Origin of the sequence: Flavihumibacter sp. ZG627 (genome assembly GCF_000814325.1) — a bacterium.
In the GTDB taxonomy this organism is placed as follows: Bacteria; Bacteroidota; Bacteroidia; order Chitinophagales; family Chitinophagaceae; genus Flavihumibacter.
In genome coordinates, this window is record NZ_JPHF01000001.1 from 254,505 (window position 1) to 273,835 (window position 19,331).

23 protein-coding genes are annotated in these 19,331 nt (G+C 44.7%); 9 read left to right on the plus strand and 14 right to left on the minus strand.

The genetic code is table 11. The features are described from left to right. Window positions 1-8: 8 nt before the first annotated feature. The 6 genes from HY58_RS01080 to HY58_RS01110 all read right to left on the minus strand — a co-directional run bounded on the left by HY58_RS01080 (window position 9) and on the right by HY58_RS01110 (window position 3,928). Complete coding sequence (locus HY58_RS01080) at window positions 9-488, minus strand: BON domain-containing protein (protein WP_039126477.1); 480 nt, start codon at window positions 486-488, stop codon at window positions 9-11. Window positions 489-516: 28 nt separating this feature from the next. Beyond that, entirely contained in the window at window positions 517-924 is a 408-nt protein-coding gene (locus HY58_RS01085) for a DUF4332 domain-containing protein (RefSeq protein ID WP_039126481.1), read from the minus strand. A gap of 85 nt (window positions 925-1,009) precedes the next feature. Beyond that, window positions 1,010-1,852 carry an outer membrane beta-barrel protein gene (locus HY58_RS01090; RefSeq protein WP_052323729.1) on the minus strand — a complete coding sequence of 281 codons (843 nt, stop codon included), beginning with the start codon at window positions 1,850-1,852 and terminating at the stop codon, window positions 1,010-1,012. A gap of 27 nt (window positions 1,853-1,879) precedes the next feature. After that, entirely contained in the window at window positions 1,880-2,980 is a 1,101-nt protein-coding gene (locus HY58_RS01095) for a hypothetical protein (protein WP_039126484.1), read from the minus strand. 19 nt (window positions 2,981-2,999) lie between these two features. Next, window positions 3,000-3,485 carry an RNA polymerase sigma factor gene (locus HY58_RS01100; protein WP_039126488.1) on the minus strand — a complete coding sequence of 162 codons (486 nt, stop codon included), beginning with the start codon at window positions 3,483-3,485 and terminating at the stop codon, window positions 3,000-3,002. A gap of 209 nt (window positions 3,486-3,694) precedes the next feature. Next, entirely contained in the window at window positions 3,695-3,928 is a 234-nt protein-coding gene (locus tag HY58_RS01110) for a hypothetical protein (RefSeq protein WP_039126496.1), read from the minus strand. 157 nt (window positions 3,929-4,085) lie between these two features. On the opposite strand from HY58_RS01110, the gene kbl reads away from it, so the two are divergent. Further along, entirely contained in the window at window positions 4,086-5,276 is a 1,191-nt protein-coding gene (kbl, locus tag HY58_RS01115; RefSeq protein WP_039126499.1) for a glycine C-acetyltransferase, read from the plus strand. Here the strand turns inward: kbl and HY58_RS01120 are convergent. Then, window positions 5,263-5,649 carry a RidA family protein gene (locus tag HY58_RS01120; RefSeq protein ID WP_039126502.1) on the minus strand — a complete coding sequence of 129 codons (387 nt, stop codon included), beginning with the start codon at window positions 5,647-5,649 and terminating at the stop codon, window positions 5,263-5,265. The two genes, kbl and HY58_RS01120, sit on opposite strands and share 14 nt — an antisense overlap. A 31-nt stretch (window positions 5,650-5,680) precedes the next feature. On the opposite strand from HY58_RS01120, the gene HY58_RS18625 reads away from it, so the two are divergent. From HY58_RS18625 to HY58_RS01140, 4 genes are all read left to right on the plus strand, one after another. Further along, the gene (locus HY58_RS18625) at window positions 5,681-6,316 is read left to right on the plus strand and encodes a 3-hydroxyacyl-CoA dehydrogenase family protein (protein WP_052323730.1); all 636 of its coding nucleotides are present in this window, start codon (window positions 5,681-5,683) and stop codon (window positions 6,314-6,316) included. Then, on the plus strand, window positions 6,316-6,990 hold the full coding sequence (tsaB, locus tag HY58_RS01130; protein WP_039126505.1) for a tRNA (adenosine(37)-N6)-threonylcarbamoyltransferase complex dimerization subunit type 1 TsaB: 675 nt from the start codon (window positions 6,316-6,318) through the stop codon (window positions 6,988-6,990). The genes HY58_RS18625 and tsaB overlap by 1 nt, the downstream gene beginning before the upstream one ends. A gap of 81 nt (window positions 6,991-7,071) precedes the next feature. Further along, entirely contained in the window at window positions 7,072-7,413 is a 342-nt protein-coding gene (locus tag HY58_RS01135; protein ID WP_039126508.1) for a helix-turn-helix transcriptional regulator, read from the plus strand. An 88-nt stretch (window positions 7,414-7,501) separates the two neighbouring features. Continuing rightward, on the plus strand, window positions 7,502-8,161 hold the full coding sequence (locus HY58_RS01140; RefSeq protein WP_039126511.1) for a rhodanese-like domain-containing protein: 660 nt from the start codon (window positions 7,502-7,504) through the stop codon (window positions 8,159-8,161). Here the strand turns inward: HY58_RS01140 and HY58_RS01145 are convergent. The 6 genes from HY58_RS01145 to HY58_RS01170 form a co-directional block, all read right to left on the minus strand. Beyond that, a complete protein-coding gene (locus HY58_RS01145) occupies window positions 8,158-8,814 on the minus strand; it encodes a response regulator transcription factor (RefSeq protein ID WP_039126515.1) in 657 nt (218 codons plus the stop codon). The two genes, HY58_RS01140 and HY58_RS01145, sit on opposite strands and share 4 nt — an antisense overlap. Before the next feature lie 64 nt (window positions 8,815-8,878). Further along, entirely contained in the window at window positions 8,879-9,814 is a 936-nt protein-coding gene (locus HY58_RS01150) for a lysophospholipid acyltransferase family protein (RefSeq protein ID WP_072037557.1), read from the minus strand. Between the two features lie 82 nt (window positions 9,815-9,896). Continuing rightward, window positions 9,897-11,498: an L-aspartate oxidase gene (gene nadB / locus HY58_RS01155; RefSeq protein ID WP_039126518.1), complete on the minus strand. Its 1,602-nt coding sequence runs from the start codon at window positions 11,496-11,498 to the stop codon at window positions 9,897-9,899. Then, window positions 11,495-12,172 (minus strand): lysoplasmalogenase, encoded by a 678-nt coding sequence (locus HY58_RS01160; protein WP_052323731.1) that lies wholly within the window; start codon window positions 12,170-12,172, stop codon window positions 11,495-11,497. Before HY58_RS01160 ends, nadB begins: the two co-directional genes overlap by 4 nt. Beyond that, complete coding sequence (locus HY58_RS01165; RefSeq protein ID WP_039126522.1) at window positions 12,172-12,939, minus strand: hypothetical protein; 768 nt, start codon at window positions 12,937-12,939, stop codon at window positions 12,172-12,174. The genes HY58_RS01160 and HY58_RS01165 overlap by 1 nt, the downstream gene beginning before the upstream one ends. Then, complete coding sequence (locus tag HY58_RS01170; RefSeq protein WP_052323732.1) at window positions 12,939-13,895, minus strand: aldose 1-epimerase; 957 nt, start codon at window positions 13,893-13,895, stop codon at window positions 12,939-12,941. The genes HY58_RS01165 and HY58_RS01170 overlap by 1 nt, the downstream gene beginning before the upstream one ends. 29 nt (window positions 13,896-13,924) lie before the next feature. Here HY58_RS01170 and HY58_RS01175 point away from each other — a divergent pair, with 29 nt between their 5' ends. From HY58_RS01175 to HY58_RS01185, 3 genes are all read left to right on the plus strand, one after another. Further along, window positions 13,925-14,842: a penicillin-binding transpeptidase domain-containing protein gene (locus HY58_RS01175; RefSeq protein ID WP_253271475.1), complete on the plus strand. Its 918-nt coding sequence runs from the start codon at window positions 13,925-13,927 to the stop codon at window positions 14,840-14,842. 100 nt (window positions 14,843-14,942) lie between these two features. After that, window positions 14,943-15,941 (plus strand): VWA domain-containing protein, encoded by a 999-nt coding sequence (locus HY58_RS01180; protein ID WP_052323733.1) that lies wholly within the window; start codon window positions 14,943-14,945, stop codon window positions 15,939-15,941. Further along, window positions 15,938-16,558, plus strand: coding sequence for a tetratricopeptide repeat protein (locus tag HY58_RS01185; RefSeq protein WP_039126525.1), 621 nt, complete (start codon window positions 15,938-15,940; stop codon window positions 16,556-16,558). The genes HY58_RS01180 and HY58_RS01185 overlap by 4 nt, the downstream gene beginning before the upstream one ends. Before the next feature lie 45 nt (window positions 16,559-16,603). Here HY58_RS01185 and HY58_RS01190 read toward each other — a convergent pair whose 3' ends face one another. Then, window positions 16,604-17,152: a hypothetical protein gene (locus tag HY58_RS01190; protein WP_052323734.1), complete on the minus strand. Its 549-nt coding sequence runs from the start codon at window positions 17,150-17,152 to the stop codon at window positions 16,604-16,606. Window positions 17,153-17,323: 171 nt separating this feature from the next. On the opposite strand from HY58_RS01190, the gene ispG reads away from it, so the two are divergent. Then, window positions 17,324-19,327: a (E)-4-hydroxy-3-methylbut-2-enyl-diphosphate synthase gene (ispG, locus tag HY58_RS01195; RefSeq protein WP_039126529.1), complete on the plus strand. Its 2,004-nt coding sequence runs from the start codon at window positions 17,324-17,326 to the stop codon at window positions 19,325-19,327. Window positions 19,328-19,331 lie beyond the last annotated feature (4 nt).

A 19,331-nucleotide genomic window follows, 5' to 3' on the forward strand; every position in this document is an offset into this window, starting at 1 on the left:
TGTTTTATTTATTTAATGGTCAATTTGTTTTCAATCTTCTTAGGCTTCAGCTCATTAAGCTTCTGCATCAGATTAGGCAGATCTGCCTTTTTGATTTCACCCGTTAAGGTAACCACACCATCATTAACAGTGGCCACTACCTGGCCCAGGCCCATTGAAGTGAGCGTACTCGCTACTGTTTGCTGCAGCGTGGCATCGGCACTGATCTCCACTGGCGGTGGTGGTGGCGGAACAGAAAGATTATTTGTTACCGATTTAACTCCTTTCACAGATTTAGCGGCAGTTTCAACAGCAGCTTTTGTGGATTCATCGGCAACCTCACCCGAAATGGTAGCCACACCATCATTAACACTAACACTTACACCCGGATAACCCGCAACAGCGGTGGTAACATTTTTTTCAATGTCCGTGTCCTTTGGTTTACATGCCGTTAACGACACTGCACTGGCTATTGCCAGTCCCAGTAAAACCCTTCCGATTTTTTTCATGCTTTTTGTTTTGAATTTATGAATAAGACTAATGGAAAACCTTTGGTTCCATTGATTTGGATGCAAGAATCATTCCCTCAACCATTTCTAATGAAGGAACTTTTCCGGTTAACCCAAACTCCTTATTTACTTCTATTAATTTAGCATGAAGATTGGCGGCATTCCTGGTTGATAACTCTTTTACCGTATCCACCCCGGCTGCTTCCAGCAATTCTGCCGTTTGCCCCGCAATACCATTGATGCGAAATAAATCTGCATGGTTTACCCAGGTAAGTATCAGAGATTCAGGAATACTTGTTGCTGTCGCAAGTATTTCACGTCCTGCCTTTGTACCTGCCTTCTGCAAAAGGTCGCCTGTTGTTCTTATGCCATGTAACTCCAGTTTGGCTCCATAAGTTTCGCCGATTCCTTCAATGTCAATTACATTATAACTCATAATTTAAAATGATTTATGCCTTCAATATACAACAATGTGGCTACTCCCCGGGGGAGTAGCCACATTAATATAGTATGAAATAAGATTACCAGTTGCTCAGCCTTAATCCAACCGAATAAGGTATATGATCAAGTCCTTTTTTGTAAATTGATTCTGTTGCATACGATCCATACAATTTAACCGGACCAAGTTGTACTTCGGCTACATATGCCAGTTTGAAATCCCTGAGGCCGATATTTCCCTTCGTTTTCTCTTTACCCGTTTCACCACTCTTGTATTTCTGACGGCTGGCATAGAGATAACTACCGCTTACACCTGCACTGATCCCAAATGATTTATTGTATTCCTTATTGGGAGTGAAGTTGAAATCAAGCATCACAGGCACGGTCAGGTAATCAGCAGCAAGCTTGTTTTTGGAATAATTTATCTCGTTGTCTAACTCAATGCGCGCAGGTCCTTTCCTGAATCTGATATCTTCTTCAAAACGGAAGTTGTACAATTCAATACCTACTCCGTATTTCAGGTTGACAACATGTTGGATGAGATTATGCCTTTGCGTAAATATCCAGATGTTCACATTCACTGATTTCCCATTGCGAAGGTTAAACCAGTCTTCACTCGATCGCGGAGCAAATTCCTGCGCCTCAGCACTAGCATAGTTCGTATTGTCAATAAAGTTATTGAAGCCAATATCAACAATTCCCCAGTTCGTTACTTTACTTGACGATTTCTTTCGATTGGGGTTAATGTTGATGGTCACATTTCTATCATTGTCCGTAGGTTCTGTACCACCGTTTTTCAGTATAATGATGTTCCCGATCCTGACGGTATCGCCCGCCGGCGCTGGTTGTTTGGTGGTATCTGTCTGGGCCTGGCTGCTCATTACGGCAATACCTGCCAGGGCCAAAAAGGTAATCTTCTTTAGCATATCCTTTGTTTTATCGTAAGTGATTGATTACTGTTCTGCTGAGGCAGTGAATACACCGCCCTTACTGCGTTCTGTGGAAAGTGGATTTTTTTGTTCAAGATATCTTCCTGCCTTGCGTAGGATTCCCCGTAGCGGCGTCTTTCTAACCAGGTTATCTGTTGGCACGAAAATATAATCTTCCTCTGCAGCATTACTTGCATATACTACATTCGGTCTGTCATCAGGAACTATCCGTACCACTTTATCAATACCTGCAGAAGGAACTGTTTTTGCTGCCACAACCTCTACATTCACTGCATTTAAATTGTCCTTTATTACAGGTGTTATCACTGCTTCGGGATCTCGCCTCTTATCGTTATTTGCAGCAAATTCCCTCGCACTCACTTTTTCACTAATGCCTGTTGCTTTTGCTTCCCCTGCTGAAACTTTTTTCTTCTCATTGCCTGCCACTAACTCGATTGCCTTTTTTTCTGCATTTATGGTTGTTTCCTGCTTATTGTTTTCGGCCTTAATATTAGTCACTTCCTGCTTATCATCCAGATCCTTCTTTTCGTTTAACGGTTGCTGTGAGGCAATAGTTACAGTTCCGTCTAAATTATTTTCAACTGCATTGTTTTGATTCAGCCAGAAAATACCTGCAGCTATCAAAACCGCCGCCGCAACCGCATACCTGAACCACATACCGATCACCACCGGACGGCTCTCTTCCTTCTCAGAACGGTATAATGATTTCTTGTCAGGGAATTTGACACTCATATCTGGTACCAGCTTAGTCTGCTGCATGAGTTCAAAATCTGACTGGTACTCCGGATGCTTATAAACAAATAACTCAGTAGCCCCCTTCTCTTCATTCGTCAGTTCATCATCGGCATATCGTACAAACCAATCTTCATAATTGGTGATATTCACCAGGCTATCAGTATCCGTTGTACGAAACAGGCTTTCCTTATCCGCGAATACCAGGCTGCTTTCCACTGGAAGTATTGCCTGCATGAACATGTCAAGTTCTGCCTTCAGGTCGGGATTCTCTTTTATAAAATCTTCTACGCAAACTTTCTCGGATGCTGTCAGCTCATTATCAGCATATAGCAGGAAGATCGTTTCGTAATTATTTCTGTTGATGTTCATTGTGTTTCCTTTTGGGTGACTAAACAACATTTTCAGGTCGTACCAGCCAGTTTTTTAACTGTATCCGCGCACGGTGCAGGTAAACCTTCACCTGGCTCTCACTGAGTCCCGTTATCCTGCCTATCTCCTCATATGAATAACCCTCATAGTCCTTTAATAACACCAGACTCCTCTGTGTTTCCCCAAGCCTTGCCAGCGCCTCATCTAGTATCTTCTTCAGGTTGTTCACGGGTTTATTAATGATAGTAGTTTGCTCATTGAATCCCTCCTTCAATAGAACCCTTTTGCTCTTTCTCAGGTGATCTATCATCTGGTGGTAGGCAACCGTAAAGAGATAACTCTTGCTTTTCTCATATTCCACTTCTTCCCTTCGCTGCCACATTTTTTCAAATGCACTCTGTACCACATCCCGTGCATCTTCCTCATGCCGCAGGTTTTTTACGATGAAGCGATATACATTATCTGCATATTGCCGCACACATTCATTGTATTCCCTTTCAGTCATAAACAGTTGAACTTGATATTTTCAGGATGGTTTGCTTGTAGTACGGATGAAGAAACCATAAAGTTACAATCCCCGGCAAAAAAATATCCCCCTGCGGGCGGGGGAGGGTCAGGAATCATTCATTTAATGGTTGCCTGGGGATTTTCAGGGGTGAATCAGCATAATTTAAGCATAAGCATTGCCCTTAAAACAGCATTTTTCGCTTAAATTCAAAATGTGAGCATCAGCAGATTACCACTCATAGAATCCCAGATTATGGAACTGCCACCCGTAACTGGCTGCGGAACAATCAATTTTTTATCCTCATCACATGACTTTTCTTTCAGGCAACAGGCTTGCATGCTTTTTTCCGTGCTTCCGTAAGAATAATTCTGATATATGGCAAAACCCGCAACAAATAGTATGGCGGTGGCAAATGCTTTAATATAGAATGGAATTTTCATGTGCAGGTTTTAGGAATATGACGCAATATAATTACCTCATGTTACAGGTTGCATTTAAAAAAGTTAAAAAGGATGGTTCTCGATAAGATGACATGCTGTTTCCTTATTTGCTCAGCAGCCGGTTTCTTTCCTATTTTTGGGCCCTAAAATTTTCCTGATGAACGAAAAATTCGTGAAACGTATTGCTACAGAATTAGAAGAGATCAAGAGCGCAGGCTTATTCAAATCAGAACGCATCATAACCAGTGAACAGGGACCGGAGATCATGGTGAATGGAAAAGAGGTGTTGAATTTCTGTGCTAATAATTATCTCGGACTTTCTTCCCATCCCCGGGTTATAGAAGCTGCCCATAAAGCGATTGATTCCCATGGCTATGGTATGAGCAGCGTACGTTTCATTTGTGGTACACAGGATATCCATAAAACACTTGAGAAAAAGCTTGCCGATTTCCTTGGTACAGATGACACAATTTTATATGCAGCGGCATTCGATGCCAATGGGGGCGTGTTTGAACCTCTTTTTAGTGATGAAGATGCCATCATTTCTGATGAACTGAATCACGCTTCCATTATTGATGGTGTCAGACTTTGCAAGGCCCAGCGCTTTCGTTACAAGCACAATGATATGGCTGATCTGGAAGTTCAACTCCAGGCTGCCGCTGCTGCCAGAAGCCGTATCATAGTAACAGATGGCTCTTTCAGTATGGACGGAACCATAGCTCAGCTGCACACCATTTGCGACCTGGCCGATAAATACGATGCCATCGTTATGATCGATGAATGTCATTCTTCGGGTTTCCTGGGTAAAACCGGAAGAGGTACTCATGAATACCGCGGAGTGATGGGCCGCATTGATATCATCACCGGTACCCTGGGTAAAGCCCTGGGCGGTGCATCGGGTGGTTTTACCAGTGGTCGTAAAGAAATTATCGAGATGTTGCGTCAACGTAGCAGACCCTACCTTTTTAGCAATACGCTCGCGCCCTCCATTGTCGGTGCCTCTATTGCTGTACTTGATATGCTTAGTGAAACAACTTCCCTGCGCGACCAGCTCGAATCTAATACATCTTATTTCAGATCTAAGATGACAGAAGCAGGTTTTGATATACGTCCCGGTGACCACCCGATTGTGCCCATCATGCTCTATGATGCAGTAATTGCCCAGCAATTCGCAGCAAAGCTCCTTGAAGAAGGGGTTTATGTGATTGGGTTCTTTTTCCCGGTTGTGCCCAAAGGACAGGCTCGTATCAGGGTCCAACTAAGCGCAGCCCATAAAGGGGAACACCTCGATAAAGCCATCGTTGCATTTACAAAGGTGGGAAAAGAGCTTGGTGTCATTCACCCTTAACAGCTATCATACTGATCTCAACATTCACATTTCGTGGTAATCCCTTAACGGCAACAGTTTCCCGGGCAGGAAAATCGCTGTCGAAAAACCTGCCGTAAACCTCGTTCACTGCATTGAATAAACCCATATCACTCAGGAAAATGGTCGTTTTTACCACATCACTGAAATTCATACCGGCTTCGTGAAGCACTGCCTTGAGATTGCGCATAACCTGCTCCGTTTCCCCGGCTGCATCAGTTGCCTCCAGATTTCCGGTTACAGGGTTGATTGCCACCTGGCCTGATATGTATAAAAACGAACCTACCTGTACAGCCTGGCTGTATGGACCGATCGGTGCCGGCGCATGCGGAGTATTGATGATCTTTTTTTCCATTCCACAAAAATAATGCTTTGTACTTTTGGCCATGATTCTTCCCCCACTTTCAGTTGCCATGATGGTGAAACCAGGTCATGATCCTTTCCCGGTGAGCTGCGCAGAGCCCGTGGTACTCCATCATTATCATGATTTCAGTCTCTTTTGCCAGGCTCATGCCAATCTCTTCATCGATTGTGATTTCTCCCCTTCTGCGGAGCGTATAAAATGCCTCAAAGCACTGGCAGCACCAGTTATTGTCAATTCTGTTTCATATACCACAAGGGAGATCGGCTCCTCAATGATCCGTTTCAATGGGTGGACAGGTTTCAGCCACCAATCCGTACTCGAACTTGCCGCTGCAAGTAAAGAACTGCCCGACGCTGTGGAGCAATTTGCATTGGCCTGCGGACTCAGTATCGTGATGGCTCCCGATAGCGCCGGAATGGTAAGAGCCCGTATAATAGCCATGATAATTAATGAAGCCTATCATGCCCTGGGAGAAGGCGTAAGTTCAGAAGAAGATATCGATACCGCCATGAAACTGGGTACCAATTACCCTTACGGCCCCTTCGAATGGGCTTCCCGGATTGGTCATGATAATATTATAGAACTTTTGGAAATTATGTCTCTTACCGATAAAAAATACAAGCCCGCCCCAGCATTGGTGGCAGGTGCCAAATCATAATGGCCATAATATTAACCATCGATACCGCCGGTGAACAGGCCGGCATTTGTCTGTCTCTGGGCGATCATCATATTCAATCGGTGAACCCCCTTCAAAAAGACCACGCTGCCTGGTTGCAGCCCGCCATAAGGGCACTTTTTGAGGCCTCTTCCACTGAACTATCCTCCCTGGATGCAGTTGCCGTTACCGCCGGACCGGGCTCATATACCGGACTTCGGGTTGCGCTTTCCTCCGCCAAAGGCCTCTGTTTTGCGTTAGGTAAACCCCTGATCACAATGAGTTCTTTAGTGGTAATGGCCAAAACTGCGGTAAAACAACTGGAAAAACCAATGTTGCTCTGTCCTATGATCGATGCCCGCCGTATGGAGGTCTTTACCGCCCTCTTTGATGAAAACGGGCAAGAGATCCACGAAGCCTTTGCCCTGGTACTCCAACCCGATAGTTTTGATGAATGGCTCCACCAAAAACAGGTTTGTTTCTTCGGGGATGGCGCAGCGAAATATAAAAACATGTTAAAAAATGTTAACGCATACTTTGAAAATATCCATTCCGATATCCTTATAACAGCCCAATTAGCGGCTGAAAAGTATGCCAAACAGGCTTTTTCTGATCTTGCTTATACAGAACCGAATTACGTAAAAGCTTTTTACAGCCCCCAAAAAGCAAAATCATGAAGCATTTTAAAAAATTGCAATGTAAATTTGCATGTTTAGGCTAAGGCAAATAGTTGACAATCATAAATCCAATTTTCACACATGAACACAGTAGCAGCAAATTATCTAGTGGTTAACGAGGTAGAAGGCTCGGAATTGAAAGTAGATTTCTTACATGTAAAAAAAGCGGCTCTTACACTAAGGGCAATGAATCACAAATTGCGTCAGCAGATCATGAAGTTGTTGGAGGAGAGTGACAAACTCACCGTAACCGAAATTTATGTCAGGTTAAGGTTAGAGCAGTCCGTTGCTTCTCAACACCTCGCAATTCTTCGCCGCGCAGGTATTGTGAAGACTGAACGCGATGGTAAATTCATTTATTACAAATTGAATGAGCCCCGTATCATTGAAATTAGTCGCTGCGTGGAAGACATTATCAGCTAATTGGTTCTACCATAGTTTATAGCGGATCGCCTTCGGTCCGCTATTTTTATTTCACCTCAACAAGCAGCTTTAATTTTTACTATCAACTATGTCAGCATTTAATTTTATTTCTCCTGCAGAATTACAGGAAAAACTCAAGTCTGTAGATATAACCTTTATCGATACCCGACCATCTGCCGAATTCTCCATTGGCTTCGTTCCCGGCTCGCTTGGTATCGGACCCGATGGTCGCTATGACTCCTGGGCTGCTACCTACACAGAAGGCAGCACGCATATCAATCTCATCGCTCCCCTCGGTGAAGAAGCTTCTACTGTAGAGCGCCTCCGCAAAGCCGGAGTTCGGAATATCAGCGCAGTACTGGAAGGTGGATTTGAGGCCTGGCAAAACATCGGCGCCCCGGTCGACCTCCTGATCGAAGTTGATCCCGATGAACTTGCTATGGATCTTCCCCATGACCCCCAACTGATCGTTGTAGACCTTCGTAGCCCTATTGAATACAATGAATCTCATGTTAAAGGCGCGCAAAACCTTCCCCTCGCTGAAATGACCGACCTGGCAACTATTGCCAATTTCGAGGAGTTTCAAAACCTCTATATCCATTGCGGTGGGGGACAAAGAAGTGTGATCGCTGCCTCTCTTCTTAAAAGACAGGGTATTCATAATCTCCGGATCATAACAGGTGGCTTTCCTGCTATTAAAGAAGAAAAGAGAATACCCCTTGAAAAAGAGGTCAGCAAGCTGAATTAAACCGAAAATATCCCGTTTCTTATCGCAAAGGTCACCAGCCCAACCCTGGTCTTTAAGCGCAGCTTTTCAAATAAAGTATCCCGGTATCCATCAATGGTACGGGGACTCAGAAACATTCTCCCGGCAATTTCCTTATAGGTCATTTCCGTACAGGCATATTGCAGGAATTCAATCTCCCGGTCATTCAAAACGGAAATTGGATTCCTGCCTTCTTCTTCTTCATATCCGTTTATAGTATGGATAAGCCTGCCGGTTACAAGTTCCGAATAATAATATCCCTTTTGTATAAGCGCATCCATGGCAGTGCGCAAATCTTTTGGGTCTGCATATTTCATCACATAACCCCTTACTCCGGCCTTGAACATCCTGATGATCGCATTCTCTGTGTCATACATAGACAATGCCAGGATCTTGACATCGGGGTAATGCCTTTTCAACCAGCTGGTGGTAGCACATCCATCCATCTCCGGCATGTTGAAATCCATCAACACGATATCCGGCAAATTCAATGGGTCGATCATGTTCATTAACTCCTTGCCATTGTTTGCCTCAAATATCACCTGGTACTGATCAAATCCCTCCACCAGTCTTGCCAACCCGTTTCTCAGCAGGGCATGGTCATCCACCAGCACTACCTTAAATAGTTCTTTCATGTTTAGCTTTTAAGTGTGATAAATATTTAGAATTGTGGCAGGGAGAGGTTATTTCAGCAGGTAATCAGACAAATTTATTTGAAACATAAGGGTTGATCCCACGTTGCGGTGGTGGAAGAAGATCGATCCATTGTGCAATATATTCAGCCTTCCATGGTTTTTTCCATCGTCGGTGGCTCCATAACCACATATCGGGGTGTTGGCGGATAACACGTTGTAAAAAATCCCGGTATTGTATCGTCAGCTCACCTTCAGGCCAACGTGCAGGATCTTCTGTAACCAATGTTGCATGCAAGTAGTAATAACCACGCTTTTCTTTAGTTATGTTCACAAATACAACTGGTATATTCCCCGCCCTTGCACCTTTTTCAGGACCCGGAATGAAACCGGTAGGCATCCCCAGAAAATCCATCCAAAAGGCCCGCTCCGGTCGGGGAGGTACCTGGTCCGCTACAAGCCCCAGCAGGTATTGTTGGTCACGGTAAGGCATTATGCTCTTTCGCATATCCGTTGCCGGAAGAAGGATAGTTCCTGTCCTGCTCCTGAGCTTACGAAAGATGCGATCCATGGTCTTATTCTTCAGTGGCATATAAACACCAAGCATCTGGTAACTGCTATTTAAACTGAATGAAAGATTTCCTAACTCCCAGTTGAAATTATGCCCCATATGCACCTGGCATTTAAGACCCTTATTATACAGATCTTCAAAAACATGGTAATCGCCCGGCATACGTTCACGGATAAACGCATCGCTGGCCGAAAACAGTTTGAGGGTCTCCATGAAAGTGTCAGTAAAATTCCTGGCAAAGCGATAAGCTATCTCATCCCGCTCTTTCTGGCTCTTTCTGGGGAATGCAAGATTCAGGTTCATGCGGATCACCCAGTAACGATAATTACATACATCAAATAGAAGCCAGGCCACGAAATCGCTAAGAAGGTAAAGCGCCCACATCGGTAGCAGCGATACAACATAAATAAATCCGTACACCAGGTAATACATATTCAGTTGGTTCAGGCTACAAATGTAACGGGCACTTCCACTCTTTCCAAGTTGTGGGAGGGGAGAAAAACACGGTATTTTATCAAAGCACGATATTCTGCAGTAATCCGCTTTTTTCCGGGTAATCTGTATTGTAATGCAAACCTCTGCTCTCTTTGCGGAACTGCGCCCCCTTAACAATAAGGAATGCAACACTGATCATATTTCGCAATTCACAGAGCTGTGGCGATACCGTTGTTGTTTGATAAAGTTGCTCCGTCTCAGTCCATAATAGGTCCAGCCTCTTCATGGCTCTTTCCAGTCGCACATCAGTTCTTACGATTCCAACATAGTCGCTCATAATTAATTGAAGCTCCTTTAAACTCTGGGTTATAAGGATCATTTCTCTGGGGTCGGTTGTACCACCAGCATCCCAATCTGGTATCAGGGCATCATCCAGAGGATCCACATGATGTTTGGACCCTTCATCAAAAGCACGGTGACCAAATACCATGGCCTCCAGCAAAGAATTTGAAGCCAGCCGGTTGGCACCATGCAATCCCGTTGAAGCACATTCCCCGGCCGCATAAAGATTGCGGATAGATGTGCGTCCCCACTCATCGGTCTTGATCCCACCGCAACTATAATGGGCAGCTGGCGCAACAGGAATCATATGCTTCGAAACATCTATGCCGATTGAAAGACATTTCTCGTAAATGTTTGGAAAGTGATGTATGAATTTTTCCTGATCCATATGCCTGCAATCCAGGAAAACATGGTCGGTACCCATGATCTTCATCTCGCTGTCAATGGCCCTTGCAACTATATCACGAGGGGCAAGGTCAAGCCGCTCATCATAGCGTTCCATAAAAGCCTCGCCTTTTCTGTTACGCAAAATACCACCATCTCCCCGAACCGCTTCCGTTATCAGGAATGCCTGTCCGCCACTGCCGGGTTCATATAAGGCAGTGGGATGAAACTGGATGAATTCCATGTTTTCAATGCGTCCCTTTGCCCTGTATACCATTGCCACACCATCACCTGTGGCAATGGATGGATTGGTGGTGGTGCGATAAACCTGTCCATTACCACCTGTTGCAAGTAGCGTGGTGCCTGCAAGGATTTTTTCGATCTGGTAGTTATGCGTATTAAGGGCATATACACCATAACACTGGATATCAGGAGTACTCTTTGTTACCAGAAATCCAAGATGGTGTTGCGTGATAAGTTCAATCACAAACCAATGCTTGATGAACTCGATATTAGGATACTGCTTTACCTTTTCTAATAATGTACGCTCAATTTCCTTTCCCGTCACATCCTTATGGTGCAGGATCCTGTATTCACTATGCCCGCCTTCCATACCAAGCGCATAATCTCCATCAGCATCCTTGTCAAATTTTGCACCCCATTCTATCAGTTCGCGGATCCGCTGCACACCTTCCTTCACTACAATTTCCACAACCTGTGGATTGCAGAGCCCATCACCCGCTATCAGGGTGTCTTCAATATGCTTCTCAAAACTGTCATTCTCAAAATCGGTTACTCCCGCTATGCCTCCCTGCGCATACTTGGTATTGGTTTCGTCGGCTGCTGCCTTGGTCACAACCGTGATCTTTTTATCAGGAAATCGACCCGCCATTTTAATGGCATAGGTCAATCCGGCAATACCACTCCCTATTACCAGGAAATCTGTCTGTTTCATATTGAAAAATATCTTTTTGTTGTTTCAAACCATCCTGTTACACCATACACTATCAACACCTGCGCCAAAATATAGGTGATCATTACAGCCAATGAAGCCAAAGGAAAAGGTTTTACAAAACTATTTACCGCCAGCAGGCTGTCTGATACAATAAATAAGCCCGCCCCAATCAATACACCTCCCTGCTTTCGAAATGAATGACATGCAGCCGCAAACATGGAAGCTATCACCAACGCATATACGAGAACAGGAATTTTAAGGGTATAGTTCAGATGGGGAGAAAGGTAATAATAAAATACCCCCACATAGACCAACAGTACTAGAATCACACCTGTATTAAGTGGTGTTTGTGTTAGGGTAGCTACACGTGCCCAAAGAAAAAATAGTATGAAAAATAAATGGGCAATAAGAAAGGAAACCAGCCCCGCTATAAAATATAATTCTCCGCTTCTCATCAGGAACAGATCCCCCAACCAGGAAAAAAATATCGCAGCAGTGATAAAATGTTTTTTACCCGTGCTGATGGTGGGGGTTGCAGAAAGAAACCAGACCAATAAAAATATCATCAGCAATGGTTTGGTTATGATCCTCAACCAATACAGATCTGCTGCAATGGCAAACAAATGCATCAGGGCACAAACACCATATCCATATAGCCAGTTTCTAACCTGCATCAGTACTCGACGTTGATCTCAAGTGTTTCGGGTTTATCAATCATCTCAGTCATGGTTCCCGCCAGGGTCACCTGCCGCTTATCAGCACTTAAGGTTGCTTTTGGGTTGGATACTTTTTTGGCTGCTCTCGGCAATTTGAGTACCAGCGTATATTTTGCATCCTCCATCATCGCCATCATTGATTTGGCTTCCGTCATTTTTGGATCGGCCATAAGCGTGTCATACTTTGCCTTGTTCAGCGTACGCTTATAACTATTCTTGCTGTACAGAATATCATAAATGGATCCGATCTTATCAAGGCCGCCATTGGAGCCGCTGCTTTGCGCATCCGCATTGGGGTTAACGCCCTTCATCGCCCTTTCCATTACGCCATTCTGGTTAATAACCGTATTGAGTTTGTTGGCATCAGCCAGGTTGCTGAAGGGATTTTTGATATACATTTTCAGCATATTGCTGTCAAAATTCATTTGCATACGCAAACTTCCTCTCTGAAGCAGTCGTCTTTCTTCCGCACTGATATTCTCTACGGTATCCATCACATCTTTGAGCATTATCAGGGTATCCATAGATCCTTTTATCCCCTCTTTCTTAAGGTCCTCTTCTGTGGCAAAACCCTTTAGCAATTCCAGCATCTTGCCCATGTCTGTGGTTATATTCATTTGTCCCGATCCATCATTGTTGAGCTGCACCTCTTCAGTGATTTCCAGGCAGGCGGTAAAACTCATGGCCAGCACAATGACCAGCAAAACTTTGATCTTTTTCATCATCAGGATTTGTTTACAGTTACTTCGTAATGCAGGGTATACGTTTGGGATTTTCCTGCTTCAAGTTGTAGCAATCCCATTTTATTATTGAATGCATCGGGAGCGGCACTAAGATTTTCTATTGCCATGCTCTCCCTGTGGGGTGGGATATAGATTTGTAAATAGGGATAATTTCCATCCGTATGAAAGCGGATGCCAACACCATTAGCCGGATTGAGGAAAACGCAAACCGGTTGTTCACCTGGCTCCAGTACAAAACAATTGTCCAGCGAAACCGAGCCGACAGGTGCCAAATTGTTAAAAGCATCGAAAGGCAATGTTTGGCCGGTTGGTAATAACTTATCATCAAACGCTAACATTCCAATCGCGGGAAATTGGAGAAGGCAATCATCCACTTTATTTCCCAGATTGAAATAGGGATGCCAGCCATCCGCTATCGGAATGGTCCTGCTGTCGAGGTTTTCAAGGGTTGTCTGCACCTGCAGCGTTTGTGTGGGCAGTAATGTATATGTAATAGTGCAGGCATACCAGAAGGGATAACCCGCATCCTCAGCATTGTATTCATAGCGGAAACTCGCCGACGCCATAAAATCCGTTACCACCTGTTCTGTTACGGCAAAGGCTTTATTGAAAAGCAATCCATGGATTGCACTGCCATCAGCAAATTTATTTGCAAACGCATAATCCTTCCCTTCCCACTGGTACCGGGCCTGTTTGATGCGGCAGGCAAAAGGGGAAAGCTTGCTGCTTTTATAAGATCGGGATAGGTTATCCTGAAGATCGGTTGCATTTATATAATTATCTATAATGTTATGAGGGCCTTCAGCAAGCGGAACTACAAAAGCATGCAGCATGGCACCCGAATCCGGTGCAATGGATATGGTTACCCCGCCACTCTCATCATGCAGGTGCAGTAGCGGAATATCGTTGGTGACAGATCTTGAAATACGGAATCTCATTGAACAAATCTACCATAAATGCACTTCAAATGAGAGTTCCCCTACCTTTGCGCCACAATTATTTCCATATGCTTTCAGTGTTCAGTTATAGACGATACAATCCTGGTTCCGCTAAACAAGAGCCCAGTCTGTTCTCTATTCCCCTGATTCTTTTTTCAGTACTGGTATTTACGGGTTGCGCTCCCAATAATGTGGAAGAAAACAAGGAGCTCGAAAAATATTTCGCTGCACAAAAAGTGACCGGCGTATTCGGGATGTTTGATAACGGCCTAGGCAGTTTTATTATCTCCGACAAAAAACATTTCCGTGATTCTGCATTCCTGCCGGCCTCAACATTCAAAGTGGTGAATGCGCTGGTGGGCCTTGAATCAGGCGTACTGAAAGATGATAGTGTAGTGATAGCATGGGATGGCATTAAAAGGCCCATTGAAAGCTGGAACCAGGACCTGAGCCTCTACCGCGCCTTCCGTTTTTCATCTGTCCCCTATTTCCAGGAACTGGCACGGCGTATAGGAAAGGATAGCATGCAGCTATGGCTCGATACATTGGGTTATGCCGGAAGGTATGGACGGGCTGTCATTAGCCAGGTGGATAGCTTCTGGCTCGACGGCAGTATAAAAATAACCCCTGATGAACAGCTGGGATTGATGAAAAAACTCTATTTCGATCAGCTTCCTTTCCAGCGCCGTAGCAATGAGATGGTGCGGAAAATGATGCTGATGGAAGATAATTCCAATTACAAACTCAGCTACAAAACGGGTTGGGGTAAAGATGCCAATGGCGACTCGATCGGCTGGATCATCGGTTGGATCGAGGAAAACCGCCATCCCTACTTCTTTGTATTGCAACTGCGAACCCCCGACCCCGCCGCCGATATCCCCGCCATCCGGCTTAAGGTCCTGAAAGATATCCTCGCACATCTGGGCTTCCTGAAAGGCGAAAAATAATATATACCCGTCTGACATGTGTCAGGACGCATGTCAGACGGGTACCTCAAATACCAGTTTGGCCTCTTTTTTGTCTTAACTTGCTCCAAACAGTCCACCCTTGTTCCGATTTGAAAATATTTACCTCTTTGCTGCACTCGCCCTTGTGGCAGTTTTGCTCTCTTTATTCATGGCGGTATTAAGATGGAAAAATCGCACTGCCCGAAAGGTCGGAGACCCCGCCCTGGTGCAGGCATTGACCCGCAGTTATTCTCCCCGTAAATTTTTTATAAAATCAGTTCTGGCATTATTGGCACTCGCATTATTGGTTGTAGCAGCTGCCAATCCCCGTAAAAAAGGAGCCACGGAAGCGGTCAACCGAAAAGGGGTGGATGTGATGTTGCTCATGGATGTCAGCAAGAGCATGCTGGCGCAGGATATCAAGCCCAACCGGCTCGAGCGTTCAAGGCAGTTGGCGAGCCTGCTGATTGATCAACTGGCCGATAACAGGATAGGGATGATATGGTTTGCCGGGCACGCCTACATGCAAATGCCCCTTACCTCAGATGCCTCCGCCGCCAAATTATATCTCCAGAATGCCGGTCCCGACGCCGTTCCTACACAGGGAACTGTCATTGGTGAAGCCCTTCGGATGGCAGGCACAGCTTTTAATAGTAAAGAGAAAAAATACAAAGCCGTCGTGCTTATATCTGATGGTGAAGACCATGATGCCGAGGCATTAAAGGTGGTTCGTGACCTGGCTTCCACAGGGGTCATGATCAATACAGTGGGAGTGGGATCAGCCGAAGGTTCCACCATTTACGATCCCTCCATTAACGACAGCAAGCGCGATGCACAGGGCAATGTTGTGAGGACTAAATTGAACGAGGCACAGCTTCGCGAACTGGCCCAGGTGGGAAACGGCGTTTACGTATATCTGCAGGATGCAGGTTCAGCCGCAGCCACCATTCGCGAGCAATTAGCAGGTATTGAGAAAAAGGAATTGGAAGACGAAGCCTTCGTTCAATACCATAGCTATTTCTATTATGTTATGGCACTGGCACTGATCCTGCTGCTGGCAGAAATGTTTATTTCAGAACGTAAAAAAGTACTTGCATGAGATCATTCTCTGTTTTGACGATTCTTGGGGGATGTCTTTTAATCGGCATAAATGCAGATGCACAATTACCCGCCGTCCGCGAAGGCAACAAGTATTACCGCGAAGGCAATTTTGAAGAGGCACTTAAAGCTTATGATAAAGCTGTTACGACCAATCCAGCCGATCCAACTGCCATGTATAACCGTTCCAATGCACTGGTGAAACAAGGTGATCCCTCAGCAGCTCTTGGTGGTTATGAAGAGGTCATCGAAAAAGGGAAAGACAAGAAACTCACCCAGCAATCATGGTATAATAAAGGGGTGGTACACCAGCAGGGAAAAGAACTTGATAAAAGTATCGATGCCTGGAAAATAGCGCTGAAGCTGGATCCGGAAGATAAGCAGGCACGCGAAAACCTGCAAAAGGCTCTCCGCGAGAAAAAGCAGCAACAGCAGCAGCAACCCAAAGACCAGCAACAAAAACAACAGGAACAGCAAAAGCCTCAGCCACAGCAAAGCAAACTGAACCAGAAACAGGTTGAACAATTACTGAAAGCCCTCGAACAAAAGGAAAAAGAGATCCAGAAAAAACTTCAACAAAAAGGCCCCGGCGTCAACCGCCCCGAAAAGGATTGGTAGGGTTTAGGTGTCTGACACATGTTAAGAGGATGTTCGAACATGTCATCACATCCCCCTCAAAATAGCCTCCCGGTCAAGTCCTAAAAGATGCATTGCCAATTCTTTATTGCATAATCCCTTTCGTTCCGGAAATAAATATTCATTATAAGAAGAATAGTTCCAGTCTTCCATTCGATCAACCAATCCTGCCCGGGTAGCATTTGAATGTACATAATGAAAGGTGTTTGTAGCCTGTATCGAGGTGTCTAGGTGAACCAGCTTCGATTGAAATTTTTGGTGAAATAAATTTCCCCATAGATTTCGCTCCGCATTGAGTGCTTTTGTATAACTGCTTTGAATAAGTCTGAACGATTCAGAGAGCCTTGAAATTGGCAGGATCCGATTCTCAATCAATTCTACACTTCGCTCATTGGTATGGATCATTAAATGATAGTGATTTGGCATTAGCGTCCAACTTAAAATATCAACACAGGGAAGTAAATGCTTCTCGATTTTCCCAAGAAAAAATGTATAATTATAATCGTTGTAAAACAATACTTGCTTTTGGTTGCCTCTGTTGTATAAATGGTAAATATTATTGATGTCCACTTTCATAATACTAAATTAATATTCGATTTTTCGCCCGCAGTAGTTAAATAACCGGAATTACAAAGTGTTATTACCCCTTTCTGATTATGTGTCTGACATATATTAGGAGGATGTTCGAACATATGTTCTAACGTATCGCGAACAAGTGTCAGACACCTAATTACATATCTTTGCCCCATGCAACTATATACCGAATCGCTGACTACATATAAAAGGCTGCTAACCAGAGAGGTTAAGATCGGGAACCTGCTTCTTGGCAACGGCCACCCCATCCGTATTCAAACCATGACCACCACAGATACCATGGATACCATTGCTACGGTGGAACAAAGTATCCGTTGTATTGAAGCAGGAGCCGAACTGGTCAGGATCACAGCACCCAGCAAAAAAGAAGCGGAAAACCTCTTGGAGATCAAAAAGGAACTTCGCACCCGGGGATATGAAACACCCCTTGTGGCCGATATTCATTTCACCCCAAACGCTGCAGAGATCGCCGCACGCATCATCGAGAAAGTAAGGGTCAATCCGGGTAACTATGTTGATAAGAAGAAGTTTGAACAGATCGATTATACCAATGCAGAATATGCCGCGGAGATTGACAGGATCCGCGAACGTTTTACCCCCCTTGTAAAAATATGCCGGGAATACGGTACCGCAATGCGTATTGGTACCAACCATGGATCATTAAGCGATCGTATCATGAGCCGTTATGGCGACACCCCCATGGGTATGGTGGAAAGCGCAATGGAATTTCTTCGGATCGCACGCGATGAAAGCTATCACAATATCATTCTCAGCATGAAGAGCAGTAACCCCCAGGTGATGGTTCAGGCTTACCGGATGCTTATACAAACCATGGACGCCGAATTCGGAGAAATCTATCCACTTCACCTTGGTGTAACAGAAGCTGGCGATGGCGAAGATGGAAGGATCAAATCAGCGATCGGTATCGGCAGCTTGCTGGAAGACGGTATAGGGGATACCATACGGGTATCGTTAACCGAAGACCCTGAATTTGAGATCCCTGTTTGCCGCGACCTGGTAAAACGTTATTCACATCAGCAATCCTCAGAAAGAGTTCAGCCTGCCGATATTACAAGGCTTGGATATTCTCCCTTTTCATACCAGCGTCGTGATACTGAACCCGTTCAGAATATTGGTGGCAAGCAGGTTCCGGTGGTAGTGGCCGACCTTAGTAGTATTTCCAAGATCCAACCGCATCACCTGCAGGCAATCGGCTATACATATGACGCAGCAACAGATAAATGGAATATTGGTGATGCCGCTGCAGACTATATCTTCACAGGTCACCAACTTCTTACTTTTCCATTACCCGGTACACTCAAAGTAATCGTTTATCCCGCTGCATGGGAATCAGCAATCGATAAAGCAAAATATTTTCCCATCTACCAGGATAGCGGTTTTGTAACTGCAACAGAAAAAAGTAACCAACTGAATTTTGTGATGGTTGATTGTTTCGGTGATGATACTGCCCTCAATGATTTCACCCATCTCGATGCACTTGCGAATGATCCTACTGTTGTTATCTGCCTTAGCAGTACCAACCGGAATGCCATGCAATCGGTACGACGCATGTTTATAGAATTGCTGCAACGTGGTATACGTAACCCGGTTATCCTCATCACTGACAGTCATGGTCAAACGCCCGATGAACACCTTATCCATTTTGCCACAGAAACAGGCGCCTTACTGCTCGATGGCCTGGGTGATGGTATCTGCCTGGGCTATAATGCCCACGCTAAGGTTGAAAACATGCAGGTTAGTGGTCGCACCTATTTGCCGGTAAAAGATATTCAGCAATTCACGAATAATACCGCCTTCAGTATTTTGCAAGCCACACGTACGCGAATCAGCAAAACTGAATATATTTCCTGTCCAAGCTGCGGCCGCACACTTTTTGATCTGCAGGAAACCACGGCAAAGATCCGCTCGGTTACCCATCATCTTAAAGGAGTTAAGATCGCAATAATGGGATGTATAGTAAATGGACCCGGTGAAATGGCGGATGCCGATTTTGGTTATGTGGGAAGCGGGCCCGGAAAGATCACATTATATAAAGGAAAGGAAGTAGTGAAGCGAAACGTAGACAGTGAAGTGGCCGTTGCAGAATTAATAAATTTACTTAAGGAAAATGAAGCCTGGGTTGAGCCTGCTGTTTAATATG

Coding starts and splice junctions, on each gene's coding strand:
- HY58_RS01160 (WP_052323731.1), bottom strand. CDS start 12,172: ATGCAGGTTAGAAACTGGCTATATGGATATGGTGTTTGTGCCCTGATG.
- ispG (WP_039126529.1), top strand. CDS start 17,324: ATGCAACTATATACCGAATCGCTGACTACATATAAAAGGCTGCTAACC.
- HY58_RS18625 (WP_052323730.1), top strand. CDS start 5,681: ATGATTCTTCCCCCACTTTCAGTTGCCATGATGGTGAAACCAGGTCAT.
- nadB (WP_039126518.1), bottom strand. CDS start 11,498: ATGAAACAGACAGATTTCCTGGTAATAGGGAGTGGTATTGCCGGATTG.
- kbl (WP_039126499.1), top strand. CDS start 4,086: ATGAACGAAAAATTCGTGAAACGTATTGCTACAGAATTAGAAGAGATC.
- tsaB (WP_039126505.1), top strand. CDS start 6,316: ATGGCCATAATATTAACCATCGATACCGCCGGTGAACAGGCCGGCATT.
- HY58_RS01175 (WP_253271475.1), top strand. CDS start 13,925: ATGAGAGTTCCCCTACCTTTGCGCCACAATTATTTCCATATGCTTTCA.
- HY58_RS01190 (WP_052323734.1), bottom strand. CDS start 17,152: ATGAAAGTGGACATCAATAATATTTACCATTTATACAACAGAGGCAAC.
- HY58_RS01140 (WP_039126511.1), top strand. CDS start 7,502: ATGTCAGCATTTAATTTTATTTCTCCTGCAGAATTACAGGAAAAACTC.
- HY58_RS01100 (WP_039126488.1), bottom strand. CDS start 3,485: ATGACTGAAAGGGAATACAATGAATGTGTGCGGCAATATGCAGATAAT.
- HY58_RS01120 (WP_039126502.1), bottom strand. CDS start 5,649: ATGGAAAAAAAGATCATCAATACTCCGCATGCGCCGGCACCGATCGGT.
- HY58_RS01165 (WP_039126522.1), bottom strand. CDS start 12,939: ATGATGAAAAAGATCAAAGTTTTGCTGGTCATTGTGCTGGCCATGAGT.
- HY58_RS01080 (WP_039126477.1), bottom strand. CDS start 488: ATGAAAAAAATCGGAAGGGTTTTACTGGGACTGGCAATAGCCAGTGCA.
- HY58_RS01170 (WP_052323732.1), bottom strand. CDS start 13,895: ATGAGATTCCGTATTTCAAGATCTGTCACCAACGATATTCCGCTACTG.
- HY58_RS01110 (WP_039126496.1), bottom strand. CDS start 3,928: ATGAAAATTCCATTCTATATTAAAGCATTTGCCACCGCCATACTATTT.
- HY58_RS01085 (WP_039126481.1), bottom strand. CDS start 924: ATGAGTTATAATGTAATTGACATTGAAGGAATCGGCGAAACTTATGGA.
- HY58_RS01150 (WP_072037557.1), bottom strand. CDS start 9,814: ATGTATTACCTGGTGTACGGATTTATTTATGTTGTATCGCTGCTACCG.
- HY58_RS01095 (WP_039126484.1), bottom strand. CDS start 2,980: ATGAACATCAACAGAAATAATTACGAAACGATCTTCCTGCTATATGCT.
- HY58_RS01135 (WP_039126508.1), top strand. CDS start 7,072: ATGAACACAGTAGCAGCAAATTATCTAGTGGTTAACGAGGTAGAAGGC.
- HY58_RS01185 (WP_039126525.1), top strand. CDS start 15,938: ATGAGATCATTCTCTGTTTTGACGATTCTTGGGGGATGTCTTTTAATC.
- HY58_RS01145 (WP_039126515.1), bottom strand. CDS start 8,814: ATGAAAGAACTATTTAAGGTAGTGCTGGTGGATGACCATGCCCTGCTG.
- HY58_RS01090 (WP_052323729.1), bottom strand. CDS start 1,852: ATGCTAAAGAAGATTACCTTTTTGGCCCTGGCAGGTATTGCCGTAATG.